Annotated in this window: 15 protein-coding genes and 1 other RNA gene; 8 read left to right on the top strand and 8 right to left on the bottom strand. The window is 54.9% G+C overall.

Annotated elements, in window-relative coordinates; translation table 11 throughout:
- Positions 1-2: 2 nt before the first annotated feature.
- From B7994_RS12515 to rpsF, 5 genes are all read right to left on the bottom strand, one after another.
- A complete protein-coding gene (locus tag B7994_RS12515; RefSeq protein ID WP_088638806.1) occupies positions 3-542 on the bottom strand; it encodes an OmpH family outer membrane protein in 540 nt (179 codons plus the stop codon).
- The gene (locus B7994_RS12510) at positions 542-991 is read right to left on the bottom strand and encodes a hypothetical protein (RefSeq protein ID WP_088638805.1); all 450 of its coding nucleotides are present in this window, start codon (positions 989-991) and stop codon (positions 542-544) included. Before B7994_RS12510 ends, B7994_RS12515 begins: the two co-directional genes overlap by 1 nt.
- A 386-nt stretch (positions 992-1,377) precedes the next feature.
- Positions 1,378-1,824, bottom strand: a complete 447-nt coding sequence (rplI, locus tag B7994_RS12505) for a 50S ribosomal protein L9 (RefSeq protein ID WP_088638804.1) — start codon at positions 1,822-1,824, stop codon at positions 1,378-1,380.
- Positions 1,825-1,838: 14 nt separating this feature from the next.
- On the bottom strand, positions 1,839-2,090 hold the full coding sequence (rpsR, locus tag B7994_RS12500) for a 30S ribosomal protein S18 (protein ID WP_072810056.1): 252 nt from the start codon (positions 2,088-2,090) through the stop codon (positions 1,839-1,841).
- Positions 2,090-2,461: a 30S ribosomal protein S6 gene (rpsF, locus tag B7994_RS12495; RefSeq protein WP_088638803.1), complete on the bottom strand. Its 372-nt coding sequence runs from the start codon at positions 2,459-2,461 to the stop codon at positions 2,090-2,092. The genes rpsR and rpsF overlap by 1 nt, the downstream gene beginning before the upstream one ends.
- A 166-nt stretch (positions 2,462-2,627) precedes the next feature.
- On the opposite strand from rpsF, the gene B7994_RS12490 reads away from it, so the two are divergent.
- Positions 2,628-3,647, top strand: a complete 1,020-nt coding sequence (locus B7994_RS12490; RefSeq protein WP_158213150.1) for an MlaD family protein — start codon at positions 2,628-2,630, stop codon at positions 3,645-3,647.
- A 33-nt stretch (positions 3,648-3,680) separates the two neighbouring features.
- The gene (locus B7994_RS12485; protein ID WP_088638801.1) at positions 3,681-5,843 is read left to right on the top strand and encodes an ATP-dependent DNA helicase RecG; all 2,163 of its coding nucleotides are present in this window, start codon (positions 3,681-3,683) and stop codon (positions 5,841-5,843) included.
- A gap of 23 nt (positions 5,844-5,866) precedes the next feature.
- Here the strand turns inward: B7994_RS12485 and B7994_RS12480 are convergent, their stop codons facing one another.
- Positions 5,867-6,199, bottom strand: a complete 333-nt coding sequence (locus B7994_RS12480; protein ID WP_088638800.1) for a hypothetical protein — start codon at positions 6,197-6,199, stop codon at positions 5,867-5,869.
- Between the two features lie 24 nt (positions 6,200-6,223).
- Positions 6,224-7,978 carry a hypothetical protein gene (locus tag B7994_RS12475; protein ID WP_233143210.1) on the bottom strand — a complete coding sequence of 585 codons (1,755 nt, stop codon included), beginning with the start codon at positions 7,976-7,978 and terminating at the stop codon, positions 6,224-6,226.
- A 309-nt stretch (positions 7,979-8,287) separates the two neighbouring features.
- Here B7994_RS12475 and rnpB point away from each other — a divergent pair.
- An RNA gene (gene rnpB / locus B7994_RS12470) (RNase P RNA component class A) lies at positions 8,288-8,667 on the top strand.
- A 60-nt stretch (positions 8,668-8,727) separates the two neighbouring features.
- On the opposite strand, the gene B7994_RS12465 is transcribed toward rnpB, so the two are convergent.
- Complete coding sequence (locus B7994_RS12465; protein WP_088638799.1) at positions 8,728-9,105, bottom strand: hypothetical protein; 378 nt, start codon at positions 9,103-9,105, stop codon at positions 8,728-8,730.
- Positions 9,106-9,275: 170 nt separating this feature from the next.
- Between B7994_RS12465 and dnaX the strand changes: the two genes are divergently transcribed.
- The 5 genes from dnaX to B7994_RS12440 all read left to right on the top strand — a co-directional run bounded on the left by dnaX (position 9,276) and on the right by B7994_RS12440 (position 17,090).
- Positions 9,276-11,006 (top strand): DNA polymerase III subunit gamma/tau, encoded by a 1,731-nt coding sequence (dnaX, locus tag B7994_RS12460; RefSeq protein ID WP_088638798.1) that lies wholly within the window; start codon positions 9,276-9,278, stop codon positions 11,004-11,006.
- 13 nt (positions 11,007-11,019) lie between these two features.
- Entirely contained in the window at positions 11,020-11,328 is a 309-nt protein-coding gene (locus tag B7994_RS12455) for a YbaB/EbfC family nucleoid-associated protein (protein ID WP_088638797.1), read from the top strand.
- Positions 11,329-11,436: 108 nt separating this feature from the next.
- The gene (locus B7994_RS12450; protein ID WP_088638796.1) at positions 11,437-12,846 is read left to right on the top strand and encodes a TolC family protein; all 1,410 of its coding nucleotides are present in this window, start codon (positions 11,437-11,439) and stop codon (positions 12,844-12,846) included.
- A gap of 12 nt (positions 12,847-12,858) precedes the next feature.
- Complete coding sequence (locus B7994_RS12445) at positions 12,859-13,905, top strand: efflux RND transporter periplasmic adaptor subunit (RefSeq protein WP_088638795.1); 1,047 nt, start codon at positions 12,859-12,861, stop codon at positions 13,903-13,905.
- A 14-nt stretch (positions 13,906-13,919) separates the two neighbouring features.
- Entirely contained in the window at positions 13,920-17,090 is a 3,171-nt protein-coding gene (locus B7994_RS12440; protein WP_088638794.1) for an efflux RND transporter permease subunit, read from the top strand.
- Positions 17,091-17,095 lie beyond the last annotated feature (5 nt).

The following is a 17,095-nucleotide window of genomic DNA, read 5'->3' as shown; positions in this document are numbered from 1 at the left end:
TCTTACTTGAAGCGTGCGTTTAAGAAGCGGAGGAAGTCTTCGGTAAGGTCGGCGTTCGTGCCGTCGCCATAGACAATGCTTCCGTTGCTCGATGCGAATACGATGTCTATTCCGCGCTCCGAGGCGAAATCGGCCATCGCCGCGTTTATCTTCTGGTACACGTTCTGAAGCTTTTCCACCTGCAGTTTCTGGATGGCGGAGGAACGTGCCTGGTTGAATCGTCCGAGTTCCTCGATGCGGCTCACCTGTTCGCTTTTTACCTTCTTCTTTTCGTTTACGGAGAGCGTCGCGTAGGTTTCGGCCATGCGCGTCTCGAACGCCCTAAGGGAATCCTCGATAATGGTGCGTTCCTTGTTCCATTTTTCGTCTTCTGCCTTGATTTCGTCAAGTGCCTTCTGTGATTCCACGAAGGAATTCAGGAGCTTTTCGGTGTTGACGAAGCCGTATTGCACGTTGCTTGCCTTGTAGTACCCCACCATGGCGATGGCGCAGATGGAAAGGATAATCGCAAGTGTAGCGATGATAGATGTTGCCTTATTCATTATTTGTTCCCCAGAAATGTGACGAGTTCCTTGGTTTTGTCGGATTTCTTGCCGGTCCCGTACACGACCGTATTGTTATTGGAGCCGAAGAGGACGGGAATGCCGGCCTTTTCGCAATAAACCTTCACGTTGCCGTTGAAATGCTCGATGGCGATGGCAACTTCATCATGGGTGGCCCTGCTGATGGAATCGATTTTCTTGTGGCGGAAAACGTTGCTTTCCATGTTCACGAGCTCCATGAGCGATTCTTCTTCGCCGCGGCGAACGGAAAGCGAGTCCAGCAACTTCATCAGGGAGTCGTTGAACACCTGCTCTTCCTTTTTAAGGATGGCGTCCTGCGCGGCGATCTTCTGGTTGACTGCCTGCATTTCAGAGTCTGCTTCGAGAGCGACAGTGGAATCAATGAAGTACGGACCCTGCTGGTGGCCGCGAATTAGGCCTACAGCCATGTATATGCTGACGAGTGACGCCAGTAGTGCTATCGTAGCTAAGAGTAGTTGTTTTTGCATACAAATTCCCAAATTACGTATAAATAAAATTTCAGACAAATTTAGCAAACATTTTAATTTGTTATCATTAATTCTTGATTTTAAAGTTTTTTAATTTGTTCTGCAAATCTTACAATTTGCTTTCATTGCATGAATTTGTGTGCAAAATATTCGCTTGTTTGCTACAAACAAAGTCGTTTTTTACATAAGGGTGGATGTTGCGGTAGCGCTATGTTGTTGATTGTCATGCAAATAAAAAGTCCACACGCGTTGCGTGCGGACCCTTATGTAAAAAAATCGCCCCCGAGAGGGAGCGATCTTCAATTTTTAAGTGATTTGCGAGAGAATTACTTCTCGGCGACCACCCAAACCTTGACCTGTGCTTCAACGTCGCTGAACACCTTGATGGTGACAGTGAACACGCCAACCTGCTTGATAGGTTCGGCGAGGTCGACCTGAGCACGGGAAACCTTGACACCGGCCTTGGTGATGGCATCGGCGATGTCGCCGGCAGTCACGGAACCGTACAGACGGTCGCCTTCGACGACGCGGCGTTCGAGGTTCACAGAAATCTGGGACAGCTTGGCAGCCACATCGCCAGCGGCAGCGAGTTCCTTCTGGAACTGGGCTTCGAGAGCGGCGCGGTTGGTTTCAATCTGTTCCTTGGCTTCCTTGGTAGCACGGACAGCGAGCTTGCGCGGGAAGAGGTAGTTACGGGCGTAGCCGTCCTTAACCTTCACGACATCGAGCATCTTGCCCAAGTGGGGAACGTTGGCCTTAAGAATAATTTCCATAGTCTAGTTCCTCCTTAGCGCAGACTGTCCGAAACGAACGGGAGAATGGCCATCTGGCGAGCACGCTTGATAGCCTCGTTCAGCATACGCTGGTACTTGGCAGAGGTGCCGGAGATGCGGCGCGGGATGATCTTGCCACGTTCAGAGATGAAGCGACGGAGAGTCTTCTCGTCCTTGTAGTCAATGAACTTGACGTTGTTTTCCGTGAACCAGCAAGTCTTCTTGCGGCGAACACGGGTAGCCTGTTTCTTATCTTCAAAAGCCATTATTCAGCCTCCCCTTCTTCTGCGTCGACCGGGATGATTTCCTCGGTAGACTGAGCCATGTCCTTATTGTAGACGATTTCGCTCATCGGATAATCAGCGAGAGTCATCCAGCGGAGGACGTTTTCGTTAAGCTTGAGAGCGGCTTCCATAGCGGCGACCACGGCGGCTTCTGCCTTGTAGTAGAAGATCACGTAGTAACCATGCTGGCGCTTGTTGATGGTGTAAGCGAGCTTGCGCTTGCCCCAGTCGTCACGGCGGAGAATTTCGCCGTTGCCGTCGGTGATGCTCTTGCCAATGTTCTCGACTTCGGCATTGATAGCGTCGTCAGAGATCATAGCGTCGATGATCACCATCGTTTCGTATTGTCTCATAATGAGTCCCTTTGGTCTATCGCCCGGGTACCGACATTGGCTCCGGGAGGGTTCCGATTATAAAATCGGTGTGCCAAATATAGAAAACGCCTACCCTTTGTCAACATTTCGGGGCCCGGACCGCCCCCTGAGGTCGAGTTTCCTATTTTTTTTTAAATTTCCGCACATGAATAAGTCCGACAGGATTATTGGATATGTTTCGCTTTTTGCGCTTATTGCGCTGTTCGCGGGCATTGCCTACGGCATGGTCGTGGCGCACGAGCACGTGACCTACAAGGCCTATGTCGATTTTAGCGAGCTTGGTTCCCTGCAGCCCGAGGACCCGGTGGTTATCCGCGGCTATACCGTGGGCACTATCGGCAAGGTCACCTGGATGGGCGACCGCGCTCGCGTGGAGGTCAAGTTCGACGAGCCTATCGTGATTCGCGAGGGTACGCAGTTCAACGACGTGAACTACGCCATCATGGGCCAGCGCAGGCTGGAGATTATCCCGAACAAGAACGGCAAGGTGCTCCCGGAGGACTATGTCCACCAGGGAAATTTCGAGCCGGGTATCGCGGAGGCGCTCCGCTACATGGAAGACGTGAATGCCCAGATTACGAATGTGCGCGAAGTAATCACGCTCATTACGCAGGGCGATTCCACGCACAAGTCCGCGCAGGAAGTCTACGAAGACGTGATGCAGACTATCGAGGGTGTCCTCCAGAGTGCCGACAAGACCATTGACCAGCTGAACCCTGCCGTCAATACGCTCGTAAGGCAGCTGAACGATGCGAGCAAGTCTGTTGCCGACATGGCAAACCAGGTGGATACGACGGTCAAGGTGACTACGGATGCGCTGAATAGCAAGATTAAGCAGGCGGACGACGTGATTGCCTCCATTGCAGAAGGGACCCGCAAGGCCGAGCAGATGATTGCCGAAATCGAGAAGTCGCCGGCGATGGATAAACTCGTCAACTCGCGCGAGGTCGTAGACCGCATCGAAGACATTGTCAAGAAGACGAAGAAGCTTATCGCCGCCATCGACACGAAGGGCATCAAGATGTACGACGAGAACGGCAAACAGGTGAAGCTGTTCACGTGGAAGAATACGAACCTTATCGGCGCTACCGCCCGCGAAAAAGCGAAACTCCGCGCAGAGAAGGGCGAAGCCCTGCCGGGATCGGAAGAAGTCGAAGGCGAATAAGGCCAGGGCGCAAAAGAACGGAAGCGCACGCCAATGGAAATTTCTCAACTACCGGGGCTTGGGCCCAAGCGCGTAGAGGCGCTCCACAAGGCGGGGCTGAATTCCGTCGCCGACCTGCTGTACAATATCCCCCGCACCTACCTCGACCAGACGAAGGTGACGCCCATCGGGAACTGCCGCGTTGGCGAAAAGGTGGTGCTCATTGGCCGCATTTCGCGCTCGGGAATCGTGCGCGGGCGCAAATCAAGGTTCGTGGCGACGCTTAGCGACGGCACGGGTGAAATCCAACTGCTGTTCTTCCACGCGGCGAGTTTCTGGGCGCGCAGGATCAAGAACGATACCCGCTGGCTTGTCACGGGACAGGTCGGCGAGTTTCGCGGCCTGCAGATGACGCACCCTGACATACAGCCCCTCGATGATGACGAGGAATTCAGCGGCTGCATCCAGCCGGTATATTCCATCAGCGAGGCTTGTCGCGATGCCCGCATGGAACAGAAGTTCTTCCGCGGACTTTACAAGACGATTTTCAACTTTCCGGGGCTCACACTGCCTGGGTTATGCCCGAGGGAACTTACTGACTACCTGCACTTTGCGCCGGTGATGCAGAACCTGCGCACGCTTCACCAGCCCAAGGAGTTCCCTGCCATTTACAGGGCGAAGCGTGAACTGAAGGTTCTGGAACTGCTGCCGTTTTGCCTACGCATGGTGAAACGGCGCGAGAACCAGAAGTTGCGCGGGCACGAGAGGCAGATTGACCTCGGAACGGTGATGGCGGCGAAGGCGCGCCTCCCCTTCTCGCTTACGCGCGGGCAAGAAGACGCCCTCGATACGATTGTCGCGGGCCTGAACGGGAAGAAACAATTTCATGCGTTGCTGCAGGGCGATGTCGGCTGCGGCAAGACCGTGGTCGCGATGCTTGCGATGATGGCGGTGTGCGGCGCTGGATTAAACGGCGCGGGCGGCAATGCTGGTTTGAACAGCGCGGGCGGCGGGATGCGCGAGCAATGTGCGCTGATGGTGCCGACGGATATCCTTGCGCGGCAACACTACAAGAGCCTCAAGCCGTTCTTCGATGCGGCGGGCCTGAACGTACGCCTGCTGGTGGGAGCCACACCTGCGGCAGAACGCAAGGTTATTCTCGGGGAACTCCAGATGGGGCTTGCCGACGTGGTTATCGGCACGCATGCCCTGTTCAGCAAGGACGTGATTTTCTCGCGGCTCGGCTTCGTCATCATCGACGAACAGCATCGATTTGGCGTGGGCCAGCGCGAAGCCTTGCTTGCGAAGGGCGACTACCCCGACATGCTCGTGATGAGCGCGACGCCGATTCCGCGAAGCCTCGCCATGACGCTCTATGGCGATTTGAAAGTGGTTAGCATCAAGGAAAAGCCTGCGGGTCGCAAGCCTATCAAGACGCGCCTCGTGAATGCGGCCAAGCGCGAGGACATGAAGAAGTTTATCTGTAGTGAGGCGGCCGGTGGCAACCTGTGCTACTGGATCGCAAGCCGCGTGGGCACCGACGAAGAAGGCGGCGCGCGCAGTGTCGACGAAATTGTCGAGGAACTCCGCGCATATATTGCGGGGCCGGGCCGCGCATTTCTTGGCGCAACATCGGGCTCTGTTACGGCGTTAAACGGCGCCGCGCTGAAGGTTGCCGGCGTGCACGGCCAGATGGACGAGGCGCAGCGCGACGAAATCATCGCGCAGTTCGCTGCCGGAAAGATACAGATCCTTGTGGCAACGACCGTCATAGAAGTCGGCGTGAACGTGCCTGCGGCAAACCTGATGGTCATCGATCAGCCGGACCGCTTTGGACTCGCGCAGCTGCACCAGCTGCGTGGCCGTGTAGGCCGCGGCGACGCCCAGGCCTGGTGCTTTTTGATGATTCCGGAGGGCGACGCCGCCGAGTCTAGCATGGAACGCCTCTCGCAGTTCTCTCAGACCGAAGATGGCTTCGAGATTGCGGAACTTGACCTGCAGAATCGCGGTGCTGGAAACCTTGAAGGCAACGAGCAAAGCGGCGCATGGGTGTTCCGTTGGTTCGACTGGATTGCCGACCAGGAACTCATCTCGCGTACCATCGAGACTGCCGAGCACATTTTACACGACAAGGATGCCTTCAGTGATGCTGCGCGTGAAAAGATCCAGGCGTGGTATGGCGAAAAGGAATTCGTGAACGAAGACGGCGTGCACTAGGCCCGCGCGATACATTCCGTAAATTATATCAGGTTGGTGAACGTGCCGAGCACGAGAGCCAGAAGGGCTATGTTCAGGAAGAACATGGCGCGGCGCACAATCATGAAGAAAACTGCCTGCCAGTGTAGGATTCCGTCGGTTGGCGCGACGAGTTCCTTGATGGCGAGGTATATGTTGAGCGCACCGGTAAGCACCATCATGAGCGCTCCGGCAAAATAGCCCTCGCTCCAGACCATCGCGGTCACGATCGCGCCTGCAATCATCGCGAAAAATCCGATGATGACCTCGACCCGCAGGAACATGTATTTCAGCATGCGGGCAGTCTTGCGTACTTTCTTTTCGGTCTGTTCATCCATAGCTGGCAATATAACAAATAAAGTTTATAGCGTAAGGCTCGTCGTAATCGAGTAATGCGGTTCGCCCTTTCGTGCTCCGTTCAGCGGAATGCTGACGTCAAACTTGTTGACAAATCTGCTGACGGACTTTGTCTGCACGAATCTCGCCCCAACGCCAAGAACATAAATCAAGTCGTCACGGCGGATATCCGCGAATTTCCAGGCGGTCTCCCCCGCGCTCGCATAGCCCACAAACACGGGAACAAACGTGAGCAGTTCAAAATCCGGGAACCAGCGCTGTTCAAGACTTCCGTAAACCCTCGCCTGCCCTGCATAGTAACCCGTCGGGAACCCGACAAAGCAATCCGCCCCACCGAGAGAAACCTGGTAACCCAGGCGTGCATTGTCGTAAAAGTCCAAGAGGCCGGTCAGCACTGTCGAGAACTGGTCGTTCGGGTGAAAGATGTACTCCCCTTGCAAACGCCCATAAAAATCATGCCGCTCGCCATGGTCCAAGTAGAAATGCGAGTTGGACGAAAGCGTCAGGTGGTTCACGCCAAAACCCAGGTAGAGGTTCAGCCAGAAATCCAGGCGGATGTCATTATCGGCAGCGCCGAGCTGTTCGTAGTTCTTGGAAATCTGGGCCTTCAAGGTCCAGCCGCGGTCCACATCTTCGGTCCATTTCGCGTTGTGGTAATTACGGATCTTTTCGTACCGTAGGTTGGAATACATGATATAGGCGCCGAGGCGGGAATCCTTGCGCTCCGGAAGCCACTCGTTCCAGGCTGACGCAGAATCGATGGCGTAAACATTTTCTCCGTCGTGGAACCTGTAGCGCAACAGTTCGCCCTGGGTCGCCGTGAGTCGCTTGTAGTCGTATGTCGCTGCAAGATAGACCTTGCGCTGCGTACCGCCGAATGAACGGCTAATCCTGAAGGTGAGCGAGTCGCTGACAAACTCCTTCACCTTCATGAGCTGGACAGCCTCTTCGCCGTTGTACTCCTGGATGGAGTCGAGTGGGGTATCTGTCGGCGCAAGCACTGCCCCCGCGGGCATGTCGCCACTGCCATAGACAAAATAGTCGCTCTTGTTCTTGAGGCCAGCCAGCGTATAGGCCCACTGGTTCGTGCTCCTAGAGAGGAACGGCACGTACATCTGCCAGCTGGCAAGGTAACCGTCGGTATTGTAGCTGTACAGCACGTCGAAATGGTTGTAGCGGAAAATGAAGTGCGGTGCGCTGTATTCCACCTGCCACATGTCGCGGAACTCGTTGTGCCCGAAGTAGAAACCCAACATCTGGCCGAGCCCGAGGAAGTTACTCTCCTGTATGCCGATACCCCAGACGAGGTTCTTGTAGGCCCATTCCTTGCCGCCGAACCCGAGCGAACCTATGGGCGAAAGCGTCCAGTTGTCGCTCGTATGCACTGTCACCACGTTTTTGTCGCCTTCCTGTTCCACCTTGATGGAGGCATCGCTCAAGAACTTCTGTTCACGAAGGAACCTCTCCGATTCAAGCATCAGATCGAGGCTGGCCAAACCGCCCTGGTTGAAAAGGAGCAGCTTGCGGACCGTCATTTCGCGGGTTTCGATGTGCACCCAGTTCAAAAAATCGTAGGCCAGGGCATCGTACTTGGTATGCACCTTTGAATCGTCAAAGGCATCGCCGATATCGTAGACAATGCTATCGACGTGGAAAAGTGCGGAAGAATCAGCCGTAGGCCTGGCAGACGAGGTATCGCCCGAAGGCAATGCCTCACCGGGTGCGGCAATGGCAAGTGTTACACAAAAAGCAAGAGACAAATAACAAATAAACTTATGCACTGTGGTATCCCCAAAAGCAGGTCTAATATAGAAAGAATACAAAATAGCCGATCGCAAAAAGGCAAAAGTAGGCATGAAATTCCAAATATGGCGTTTTACGGCAGTATTTACGGACTATTATCAATAAAAAAGCGAATTTTCGGGCACTTTCTGTTGCTAGTTTGTTCGAAATTCACGGACTAAACCACCATACCCACGCATTTAGTCCGCATTTTTTCGCAAAAAGCACCTTTCGGGCTCCAAATATGCCTGCACTTGCCGACTGGAGCGGATGTTTCTAAATTTGCATGCGGGTAGCGGATGGCCGCCGGCAGCAATGCTGGAGGAAAGTCCGGGCACCACAGGGCAGGATGCTGGATAACGTCCAGGCGCGGAAACGCGACAGACAGTGCAACAGAAAGCAAACCGCCAGGTTCGGGCGCAAGTCCGGGCAAGGTAAGGGTGAAATGGCGAGGTAAGAGCTCACCGCGTTCTTGGCGACAGGGACGGCACGGTAAACCTCATCCGGTGCAAGACCAAGCAGAATTCCGCTCGCGCAAGCGAGCCTGGAGCGGCCCGCGACAGTTGGAATTCGGGTAGGTCGCTTGAGGCGGTCGGTAACGATTCGTCCAGAGAGATGGTCATCGCCCCGCAAGGGGTACAGAACCCGGCTTATAACTACTCAATACGAAGGCCCTCGCCATTAGCGGGGGCCTTCTCCTTAGTTTTAAATTACGCCGACAAAAGTCTTATTCCAGCGCCGTCCTCACCTGTTGGATGAAGTCCATCTCCTCGGGAGAGACGTTGCTTTCGTTGTCGTCTTCGCGGGAGGCGTTTGCCACGCGGAGCATGGATTCGAGCACCTTGCTGTGGAATTCGGGTGTCGAGTCCTTGAGGGCGTTGACGCAGGCCGTGGTGCGGTCCTTGGCCGACTTGAAGCTAGCGTAGGTGTCGTTGAAGTCGTCCCAGGAGAGTGCGGGAGTCAGTTCGTCGTGAATCAGGTCGAGCGTATCGCTCTCGGCCTCGGTCGCCGATGTAGAACCGGGCAGGAGTTTTTCGGTCTCCGCCTCGTGGAACAGGCATGCTACTTGCCAGGAGAGAATTAAAAGGGCCATTTCTTCGCTCATAGACAACCTCGTCACTATAGTCCCAAATAATACTAAAAATTTCGCGAATGTAAAATGATGAACATTAAATTACCTATTTCTCATTGGCCATGACACACTTACCTCCGCACATTCCCCACCCCACATTTGCCTCACCACACACTTCACACTTTTTTACTATATTCCCGCGCATGGCATACGTAGCAATGGCCCGCAAGTGGCGCCCGCAGTCTTTTGACGACATGGTCGGGCAGGAACATATCGCAAAGACCCTCAAGAACGCGATTGAAGGGGGTCGTCTTCATCATGCATTCCTTTTTACCGGCACCCGCGGTGTAGGCAAGACCACCAGTGCCCGTATCCTCGCCCGCACGCTCAACTGCTCCGGCGGCGATCCCCTGCATCCGTGTGGCCAGTGCGAAAGCTGTAAGGATATTGCGGGCGGAAACCCGATGGATGTCTACGAAATTGACGCCGCCTCCAATACCGGCGTCGAGAACATCCGCGATGTCATCGACCGCGTACAGTACCCGCCTGTTATCGGCAAGTACAAGATTTTCATTATCGACGAAGTCCACATGCTTTCTACCGGGGCTTTCAATGCGCTCCTCAAGACGCTCGAGGAACCTCCCCCGCATGTGATTTTCATTTTCGCGACTACCGAAGTCAACAAGGTGCCGCAGACTATCCTCAGCCGCGTGCAGCGATTCGACTTCAAGCGCCTGACCATCGAGCAGATCATCTCGCGCCTACGCTATATCTGCGACCAGGAAGGCATCAACGCGAGCGACGAGGCTCTTAATATCTTCGCCGAGAAGGCGGACGGTTCCATGCGTGACGGCCTCACCTATTTTGACCAGGCCTACGCGTTCACGGGTAGCGAGATGGACGCCGATTCCGTGCGTTCCGTGCTCGGCATCCCGCCCACCGAGCTCTTCTTCGAACTTATCCAGGCCATCGAGAGCCACAACCTCAAGGGCTGCTTCGTGATGGTCGACAAGTCGGTAAACCGCGGCATCGAATTTGGCCCGCTGCTCGATGGTTTCGGCAAGTTCCTCCGGAACCTCATCTACAGCCGCATCGATGCCTTTACGCCCGATGCCCTGAACCTTTCCGCGGAACACTACGCGAAACTCAAGGAAGCGGCCCCCGCGCTCAGCAACGGCGACCTGCTGCGCATTTCCAAGATGCTTATCGACATGCAGGCGCAGATCCGTTACAGCTCTAACCCGCGCCTCCTTGTTGAGACGACGTTTGCCCGCATGGCGTGGCTCGACCGGCTCACCGACCTGAGGCGCGCGCTTGCCGCCATAAACAGCCCGAAATCAGCCGCCGACGAGGCGTTAAAAAAAAAAGTAAGTGATATCCAGGCGATGCTTGCCGAGCAGGCGTCGGCTTCTGCCGGCGACGACCCGGCCCAGGGTGCATTCTCGGAAAACGAGAGTGCCTATTCCCGTTACGAGATTACGGCCGCGTGGCCATCTATCGTGGCATCGCTTGCTGACTGCGGCGACTTGCAGTTCTCGGCAGCAATAAACGGCTCCGTGCTCGAGGCGGGCGACCTCAAGGCTGAACCCTTCCCGCTTTCGCTCACCTACACGGGAGAATCCGACCAGAGCATCCCCTGGGGTTACCAGCAGATGCTTGACCATCCGGAGTTCGTGCAGCGCACCCGCGAGATTCTCGAGGACAAGCTCCAGACCAAGATTACGCTTTCGCTCAAGGCCCGCGCCTACACAGAGGAAGAACGTGCCTCCAGGCGCAATGCACAGATGAGCCCTTACGAAAAGGACCTCGAAAAGGAGGCCTGCCTGAAGGAACTCGTAAGAATTTTCGGCGGCGAATTGGTATATTCTAAGCCGATTGGAAAACAAACGGAATCGATGCCTGTCGAATCCACGGACGAACTTAACGAAAACTAAGAGGAATACATTTATGGACATGAGCAAAATGCTGAAGGACCTTCAGAAGATGCAGAGCAAGATGATGAAGGCCCAGAACGACCTCAAGGCACAGAGTTTCGACGCCGAAGCCGGTGGCGGCATGGTCAAAGTTGCCATCAACGGGCAGGGCGTGCTGACGATGATCAAGATTAACCCCGACGCCGTCGACAAGGACGATGTGGAGGCCCTCGAGGACCTGGTCATGGCCGCCGTGAACTCGGCCATCAAGAAGAAAGACGAGGCTGCACAATCCAGCCTGAACAGCATTACCGGCGGGATGAAGATTCCCGGGTTGATGTAGTTCATCCGTCTAGTTTTGCATTTCATCCATTTTTTTATGGGCGCCCTTATATATGGCGCCCTTTTTTACTAAATTTGGGCCCGACCTTGTAGTACACAGGAGAACTTGATGTCAAGGAATTTGGCCCTAATTTCGGCTCTTGCTCTTGCCGTTACACTGCCCAGTTGGGCAGGTAAGACCTATACGCGTGAAGAAGCCGTCAGCATCGCTCTCGAGAAGTCGTCGGACGTGAAGTCCGCGGAAGAAGACCTCAAATCGGCAACATCCCAGGTTAAGGCCGGTTACGGCAATGCTCTCCCCAGTATCGACCTGAACGCGACCGTTACGCGTATTTTTGGCCTGGACGATGTCAACCCGAAAGACACCTCGATGGCCATGGAAATGATTTCGCTGGGCCAGAAAATGGGCTTTGGCGACCCCTCCCCATGGGATGCGATGTCGCTTGGTGCCGTCAACGGCCTTGCTAACGCCATGAAGTCCCAGGCTTACCGCTGGCAGTCCAGCGTGGGCATTACCGCAACGCAGATCCTTTACGCCGAAGGCAAGGTGGGTACCGGTATCGAGATTGCCAAGGCTTACAAGCGCATTAGCGAGGTGAACCTCGAAAACAAGAAGGCGCAGGTCCGCTACGATGTCGAGAACGCCTTTGACCAGCTCATCTACCTGGATTCCGCAATCCAGATCATGTACGCCGGCCGCGACCTGCTCCAGGAAAACCTGAACTTCGTGGAACAGTCGAAGAACAGTGGAATGGCAACCGAGCTTGACCTCATCCGTGTGCAGCTCTCGATGGACCAGCTGAATTCCAGGATCAAGAACACCGAGAAGAGTCGCATTCTCGCCCGCAATGCCCTCCTCAACACGATGGGCCTAGAATGGGAAACCGACGTGCAGTTCCAGGGCGAACTCCGTGACCCCGCAGCCGGCTTTACCTACCCCGATACCAGCATGGCAAACGTCAAGAAGCGCCGCAAGGAACTTGTGATGCTCGAAGAGACGGAAACCATGAAGACGCTCAATATCGATATCGAGTCCGGTGGATACAAGCCTACGGTCGTGCTCCTTGGCGGAATCAAGTATTCGAACAACCAGAACAAGATTACCGAATGGGACGCCCCCAAGTGGGATAAACTCAATAAGTACGTGGCGCTGAACGTGTCGATGAACCTGTTCAACGGCATGAAGACTCGCGAAAGCGTGGCCCAGGCCAAGTCCAGCCTCCGCAGCACGCAGATCCAGAAGGAAACCGCCGAACGTGGGTTCCGCCTGCAGATTGAGTCTTGCGCGAACACCCTAGAAGACGCTAACGTCCAGATTGAAATCGCGAAGAGCCAGGTCGACCTCGCGCAGAAGAACTACGACCTTACGAACGAAGCCTACAAGCTTGGCCGCGAGACGCAATTGAACCTGCTCAGCGCAGAAAACAGCCTGCGAACTGCAAAGCTCGACTACATGTCGGCCATCGTCGAATGGAACAAGGCATACAACGCCCTTCTGCAGGCCACCGGAGAATATTAATAGGAAGAAGATATGAACCAGTTCACCAAAGCAATCATTACCGTTTCCGCAGCCTCGCTTCTTCTTGTCGGTTGCGACCTCAAGAAAGAAGAGAAAACCGAAGCAAAGCCCACCACAATCGAAGAAATCCAGAAGGAAAAGGGCAAGCCCGCGCGCGTGGTGAAAGCGACCGCCGCCAAGCTCAACGATATCCGCAAGTTCAGCGGCTCCATCGAGGGCATGCAACAGTCCTACGCCATCGCAAAGATGGGCGACCCGCTTGCAAAGATCAATGTGCAGGTCGGTTCTTCCGTGAAGAAAGACCAGGTGCTCGCCGAATTCATCTTTACAGGCGATAACACTCAGTACCAGCAGGCTCAAGAACAGGTGGCCCTCCTCGAGAAGGTGACCGAACGCATGCGCGAACTCCATGCCAAGGGCGGCATCAGCCAGCAGGAAATGGACTCGCAAGAGATGCAGCTCAAGATTGCGAAGATGAACCTCGAGACCGCACGCCGTGCGACGAAGATTCTTGCACCGTCTGCAGGCGTGGTTACTGAACTCAACTACAAGGTTGGCCAGACTCCGGGCGTTGGTGGCGTGTTCTGCACCATCGCGAAACTCGACCAGGTCATCCTCAAGCTGAACGTCACGAGCAACGACATCGGTTACTTCAAGAAGGGGGCTACTGCAACGGTCACCATCGCAGGCGAAAAGATCAGGGGCAAGGTGACACTTATCCCGCTCGCCGCCAACCCGCAGACCCGATTCTTCCCGGTGGAAGTTACGTTCGACAACAAGAAAAAGAAACTCCTTCCCGGCATGTACGTGACTGCCGAACTCGACGCCCGCGAAGTGAGCGGCATCGTGGTGCCGACCGAAGCCATTGTCTACCGCAATGGCGTGAACGCCGTATGGACCGTCGACAACGAAGGCAAAGCCCGCCGCAAGATTGTGTCGCTCGGCGTGCAGACCAAGGACGACATCCAGATTACGGAAGGCTTGGAAGACAACGAGACCGTCATCGTGGAAGGCCAGAACCGCATGAGCGACGGCGACAAGGTATTGGTTGTCGAATAAGGGAGTTTTGCTGAATGATTAAGGCGAGTATCTATAAACCGATTACCATGCTCATGGTCATCTTGACCGTAGTGGTTTTCGGTCTCTATACCTACAGCATGATGGTGGTCGACCTGATGCCGAAATTCGACGTCCCCGTGGTCACTGCAACCATCATCTACCAAGGTGCAAACCCCGAAGAAATTGAATCCACCATCATCAAGCCCATCGAAGACCAGGTGGAACTTGTGGACGGTATCGACTACGTGCAGTCCATATGCCTTGAGAACTATGGCATTCTCGTTGCCATGTTCAACATGGGCATCAACGTGGACGTGGCTGCAAACGACGTGCGTTCCAAGATTGACCTTGCATCGGTGAACTTCCCCGATGCCGTGCAGGCTCCGATTATCGCGAAGGTCGATATCAACGGTGCCGCCATCATGTCTATCTCGTTTACCGGACCGCTCAACTCCACTGAGCTCCGCCAGAAGGTCGAAGACGATATTGAACCGCTCTTTACCGCAGTTTCCGGCGTGGCAAGCGTCGATATCTTCGGTGGTACAACGCGCCAGATTTCTATTGAGCTCGACAAGGACAAGATGCTCGACCGCAACGTCGATATCGCGACCATCATGGGGCTCTTCGGGCAGTCGAACGTGAACTTCCCTATCGGTGAAGTTATCGGCAAGCGCAAGAACACGAGCGTGCGTACTTCGGGCAAGTTCAGGACTCTCGACGAGATCCGCAACATGGATATCCCGACGGCGAAGGGCGTCATCAAACTTTCCGAAATCGCAGTCGTCAAGGATACTATCGAGACCATTACATCGGCTTCGCGCTTCAACGGCATAAACTCCGTCTCGCTCGACATCAAGAAGCGTTCTGATGCGAACGTGGTGAAGGTTTCCGAAGGCGTTATCAAGCGCATGAACGAAATCCAGAGTACACTCCCCGAAGGTTTCGAACTTCACCTGGTGTACGACAAGTCCGAAGCGGTTAGCGAATCTATCAACAACGTTATCCAGAACATCCTTCTCGCTATCGGACTTACCGCGGGCCTTTTGCTCCTGTTCCTCGGCAAGTTCTCGACAATGCTTATTGCGGCCCTCACGATGCCTATTTCCGTGGTCGGTGCGTTTACGCTCATGTACTTCGCGGGCTTCGGCATCAACATGATGTCCTTGATGGCTCTCTCTTCATCAGTGGGCTTGCTTGTTACGAACTCCATCGTGGTGCTTGAGAACATCAGCGAAAAACTGAAGCTCGGGCTCGAACCGAAAGAAGCCGCCTACAAGGGCACATCCGAAATCATGGTCGCCATCATGGCATCGACACTCACCAACGTGTGCGTGTTCGTGCCTATCGCCTTCATGAAGTCCATCGCCGGTATATTCTTCCGCACGTTCGGCCTTACCATGGTGTTCGCCACGTTCGTGTCACTCCTCGTGACCTTCACGCTGACACCGCTCATGGCCGCCTACCTGTTCAAGGGCAAGAAGAAGGATGAATTCGGCAACATCATCGAAGAAAAGCCTGGTATTATCGCAACTGTGCTGAGCATCTTCCCGAAGGTTCTGAACGGCATCCGCTTTATCTACCTCAAGACGCTTTCGTTCTGCCTCTCCGTTCCGGGCGTTATCTTCCAGGTGCTCGCACTCGTGTGCACAATCGCCCTGGTCGGGTTCTTGGCCAAGCACGCCCTTACGGTTGAAATCATGCCGAAGCAGGACCAGGGCATGATCAGCGTCAAGCTCGAAATGCCCGTGGGTACCAACATCGAGACGACCGACAGCGTCGCCCGCATTATCGAATCCAGAATCAAGGGTGTTCCCGAAATTGTGCACTACAGCATGAACGTGGGTGGTTCGAACGGCTTTACGACTGTGAACCAGGCCACCATGCGTGTAAAACTCCTGAAGGACCGTGAAAAGAAGAAAATGAATTGGCCGGGCCGTTTGCGCAGCACAGATGAAATCGTCGACTCCCTGCGCCCCTACCTCGCCGACATTCCCGACGCCTTCATCTCTATCAAGTCGGCATCCGCCTCCGAAATGAGCAACAACTCCTCGGGCGACGTGGTGCTCGAAGTGAACGGCCTGCATGCTGACTCCGTCATCAAGGCCTCGAACATGATCATGGACCGCATCAAGGACAAGATTGACGGTATCGTGGACCTCAAGACTAGTTACGAAGCGGGTAAGCCCGAAATCCGCCTTGTCCCGGACCGCCAAGCGCTCGCCGACTACGGCGTAACGCTCCAGACGGTCGCTACCTACAACTACATTGCGGTGAGCGGCTACGAAGCGGGCCAGTACACCGAAGACGGCGAAGAATACGACGTGTACGTGCGCATGATGGAAAAGGACCGCCAGAGCCATACCGATATCGAGAACCTGCCGATCATGACCCCGAAGGGCTACGTGAACGCCAGCGAACTCTTCCATATCGAAGACGGTGCAGGCCCGACACGTATCGAACGCAAGCGCAAGCGCACCCGCGTAGACGTGTCCATGAACCTGCTCCCCGGACAGACGACCGGCGGCGTCATGAACAAGGTCGGCGCCCTAGCCGAAAGCATGAAGGACGAACTTCCCGAAGGCATCACCTTCAGTTTCGGTGGCCAGGCAGACATGCAGAACGACATGGTGGACGAATTCAAGGTGGCCATCGTCATGGCAATCCTCCTCACCTACATTCTGCTTATTGCGCTTCTCGAAAGTTTCGCGCAGCCGTTCATCATCATGATGACCATCCCGATGGGTGCTATCGGCGTGTTGCTGGCCCTTGTCGTTACCGGCCAGGCACTCTCGATGATTGCCCTCATGGCCATAGTGATGCTTATCGGCGTGGTGGTGAACAACGCTATTCTATTGCTCGACGAATCGAACAGGCTGCTCCGAAGCGGTGCGATGGGCCGGCGTTCGGCCATGCTTACCGCAGCCAAGAACAAGTTCCAGCCGATCGTGCTTGCAACGTTCGCTTCCATCGTGGCACAGCTCCCGCTCGCATTCGCCATCGGTGGCGACGTGGCCACAATGACCCAGCCCATGGGTATTGCCTCCGTGGGTGGCCTCCTCGTGTCGGCTATCCTTACGATGTACCTCGTGCCTACGTTCTTCTGGCTCCCGAACGCACTCTTCCACAAGGCGAAGAAGGGCGCAAGCAAGATCAAGAACAAGATGTACAAGCACAAGATCGCATAAGATTC

Source organism: Fibrobacter sp. UWR2, assembly GCF_002210285.1.
In the GTDB taxonomy this organism is placed as follows: Bacteria; Fibrobacterota; Fibrobacteria; order Fibrobacterales; family Fibrobacteraceae; genus Fibrobacter.
This window is presented reverse-complemented; position numbering and strand designations above follow the sequence as displayed.

Bases quoted from the DNA above. Each gene is read 5' to 3' on its own strand.
- B7994_RS12515 (WP_088638806.1), bottom strand. From the start codon at position 542: ATGAATAAGGCAACATCTATCATCGCTACACTTGCGATTATCCTTTCC.
- B7994_RS12510 (WP_088638805.1), bottom strand. From the start codon at position 991: ATGGCTGTAGGCCTAATTCGCGGCCACCAGCAGGGTCCGTACTTCATT.
- rplI (WP_088638804.1), bottom strand. From the start codon at position 1,824: ATGGAAATTATTCTTAAGGCCAACGTTCCCCACTTGGGCAAGATGCTC.
- rpsR (WP_072810056.1), bottom strand. From the start codon at position 2,090: ATGGCTTTTGAAGATAAGAAACAGGCTACCCGTGTTCGCCGCAAGAAG.
- rpsF (WP_088638803.1), bottom strand. From the start codon at position 2,461: ATGAGACAATACGAAACGATGGTGATCATCGACGCTATGATCTCTGAC.
- B7994_RS12490 (WP_158213150.1), top strand. From the start codon at position 2,628: ATGAATAAGTCCGACAGGATTATTGGATATGTTTCGCTTTTTGCGCTT.
- B7994_RS12485 (WP_088638801.1), top strand. From the start codon at position 3,681: ATGGAAATTTCTCAACTACCGGGGCTTGGGCCCAAGCGCGTAGAGGCG.
- B7994_RS12480 (WP_088638800.1), bottom strand. From the start codon at position 6,199: ATGGATGAACAGACCGAAAAGAAAGTACGCAAGACTGCCCGCATGCTG.
- B7994_RS12465 (WP_088638799.1), bottom strand. From the start codon at position 9,105: ATGAGCGAAGAAATGGCCCTTTTAATTCTCTCCTGGCAAGTAGCATGC.
- dnaX (WP_088638798.1), top strand. From the start codon at position 9,276: ATGGCATACGTAGCAATGGCCCGCAAGTGGCGCCCGCAGTCTTTTGAC.
- B7994_RS12455 (WP_088638797.1), top strand. From the start codon at position 11,020: ATGGACATGAGCAAAATGCTGAAGGACCTTCAGAAGATGCAGAGCAAG.
- B7994_RS12450 (WP_088638796.1), top strand. From the start codon at position 11,437: ATGTCAAGGAATTTGGCCCTAATTTCGGCTCTTGCTCTTGCCGTTACA.
- B7994_RS12445 (WP_088638795.1), top strand. From the start codon at position 12,859: ATGAACCAGTTCACCAAAGCAATCATTACCGTTTCCGCAGCCTCGCTT.
- B7994_RS12440 (WP_088638794.1), top strand. From the start codon at position 13,920: ATGATTAAGGCGAGTATCTATAAACCGATTACCATGCTCATGGTCATC.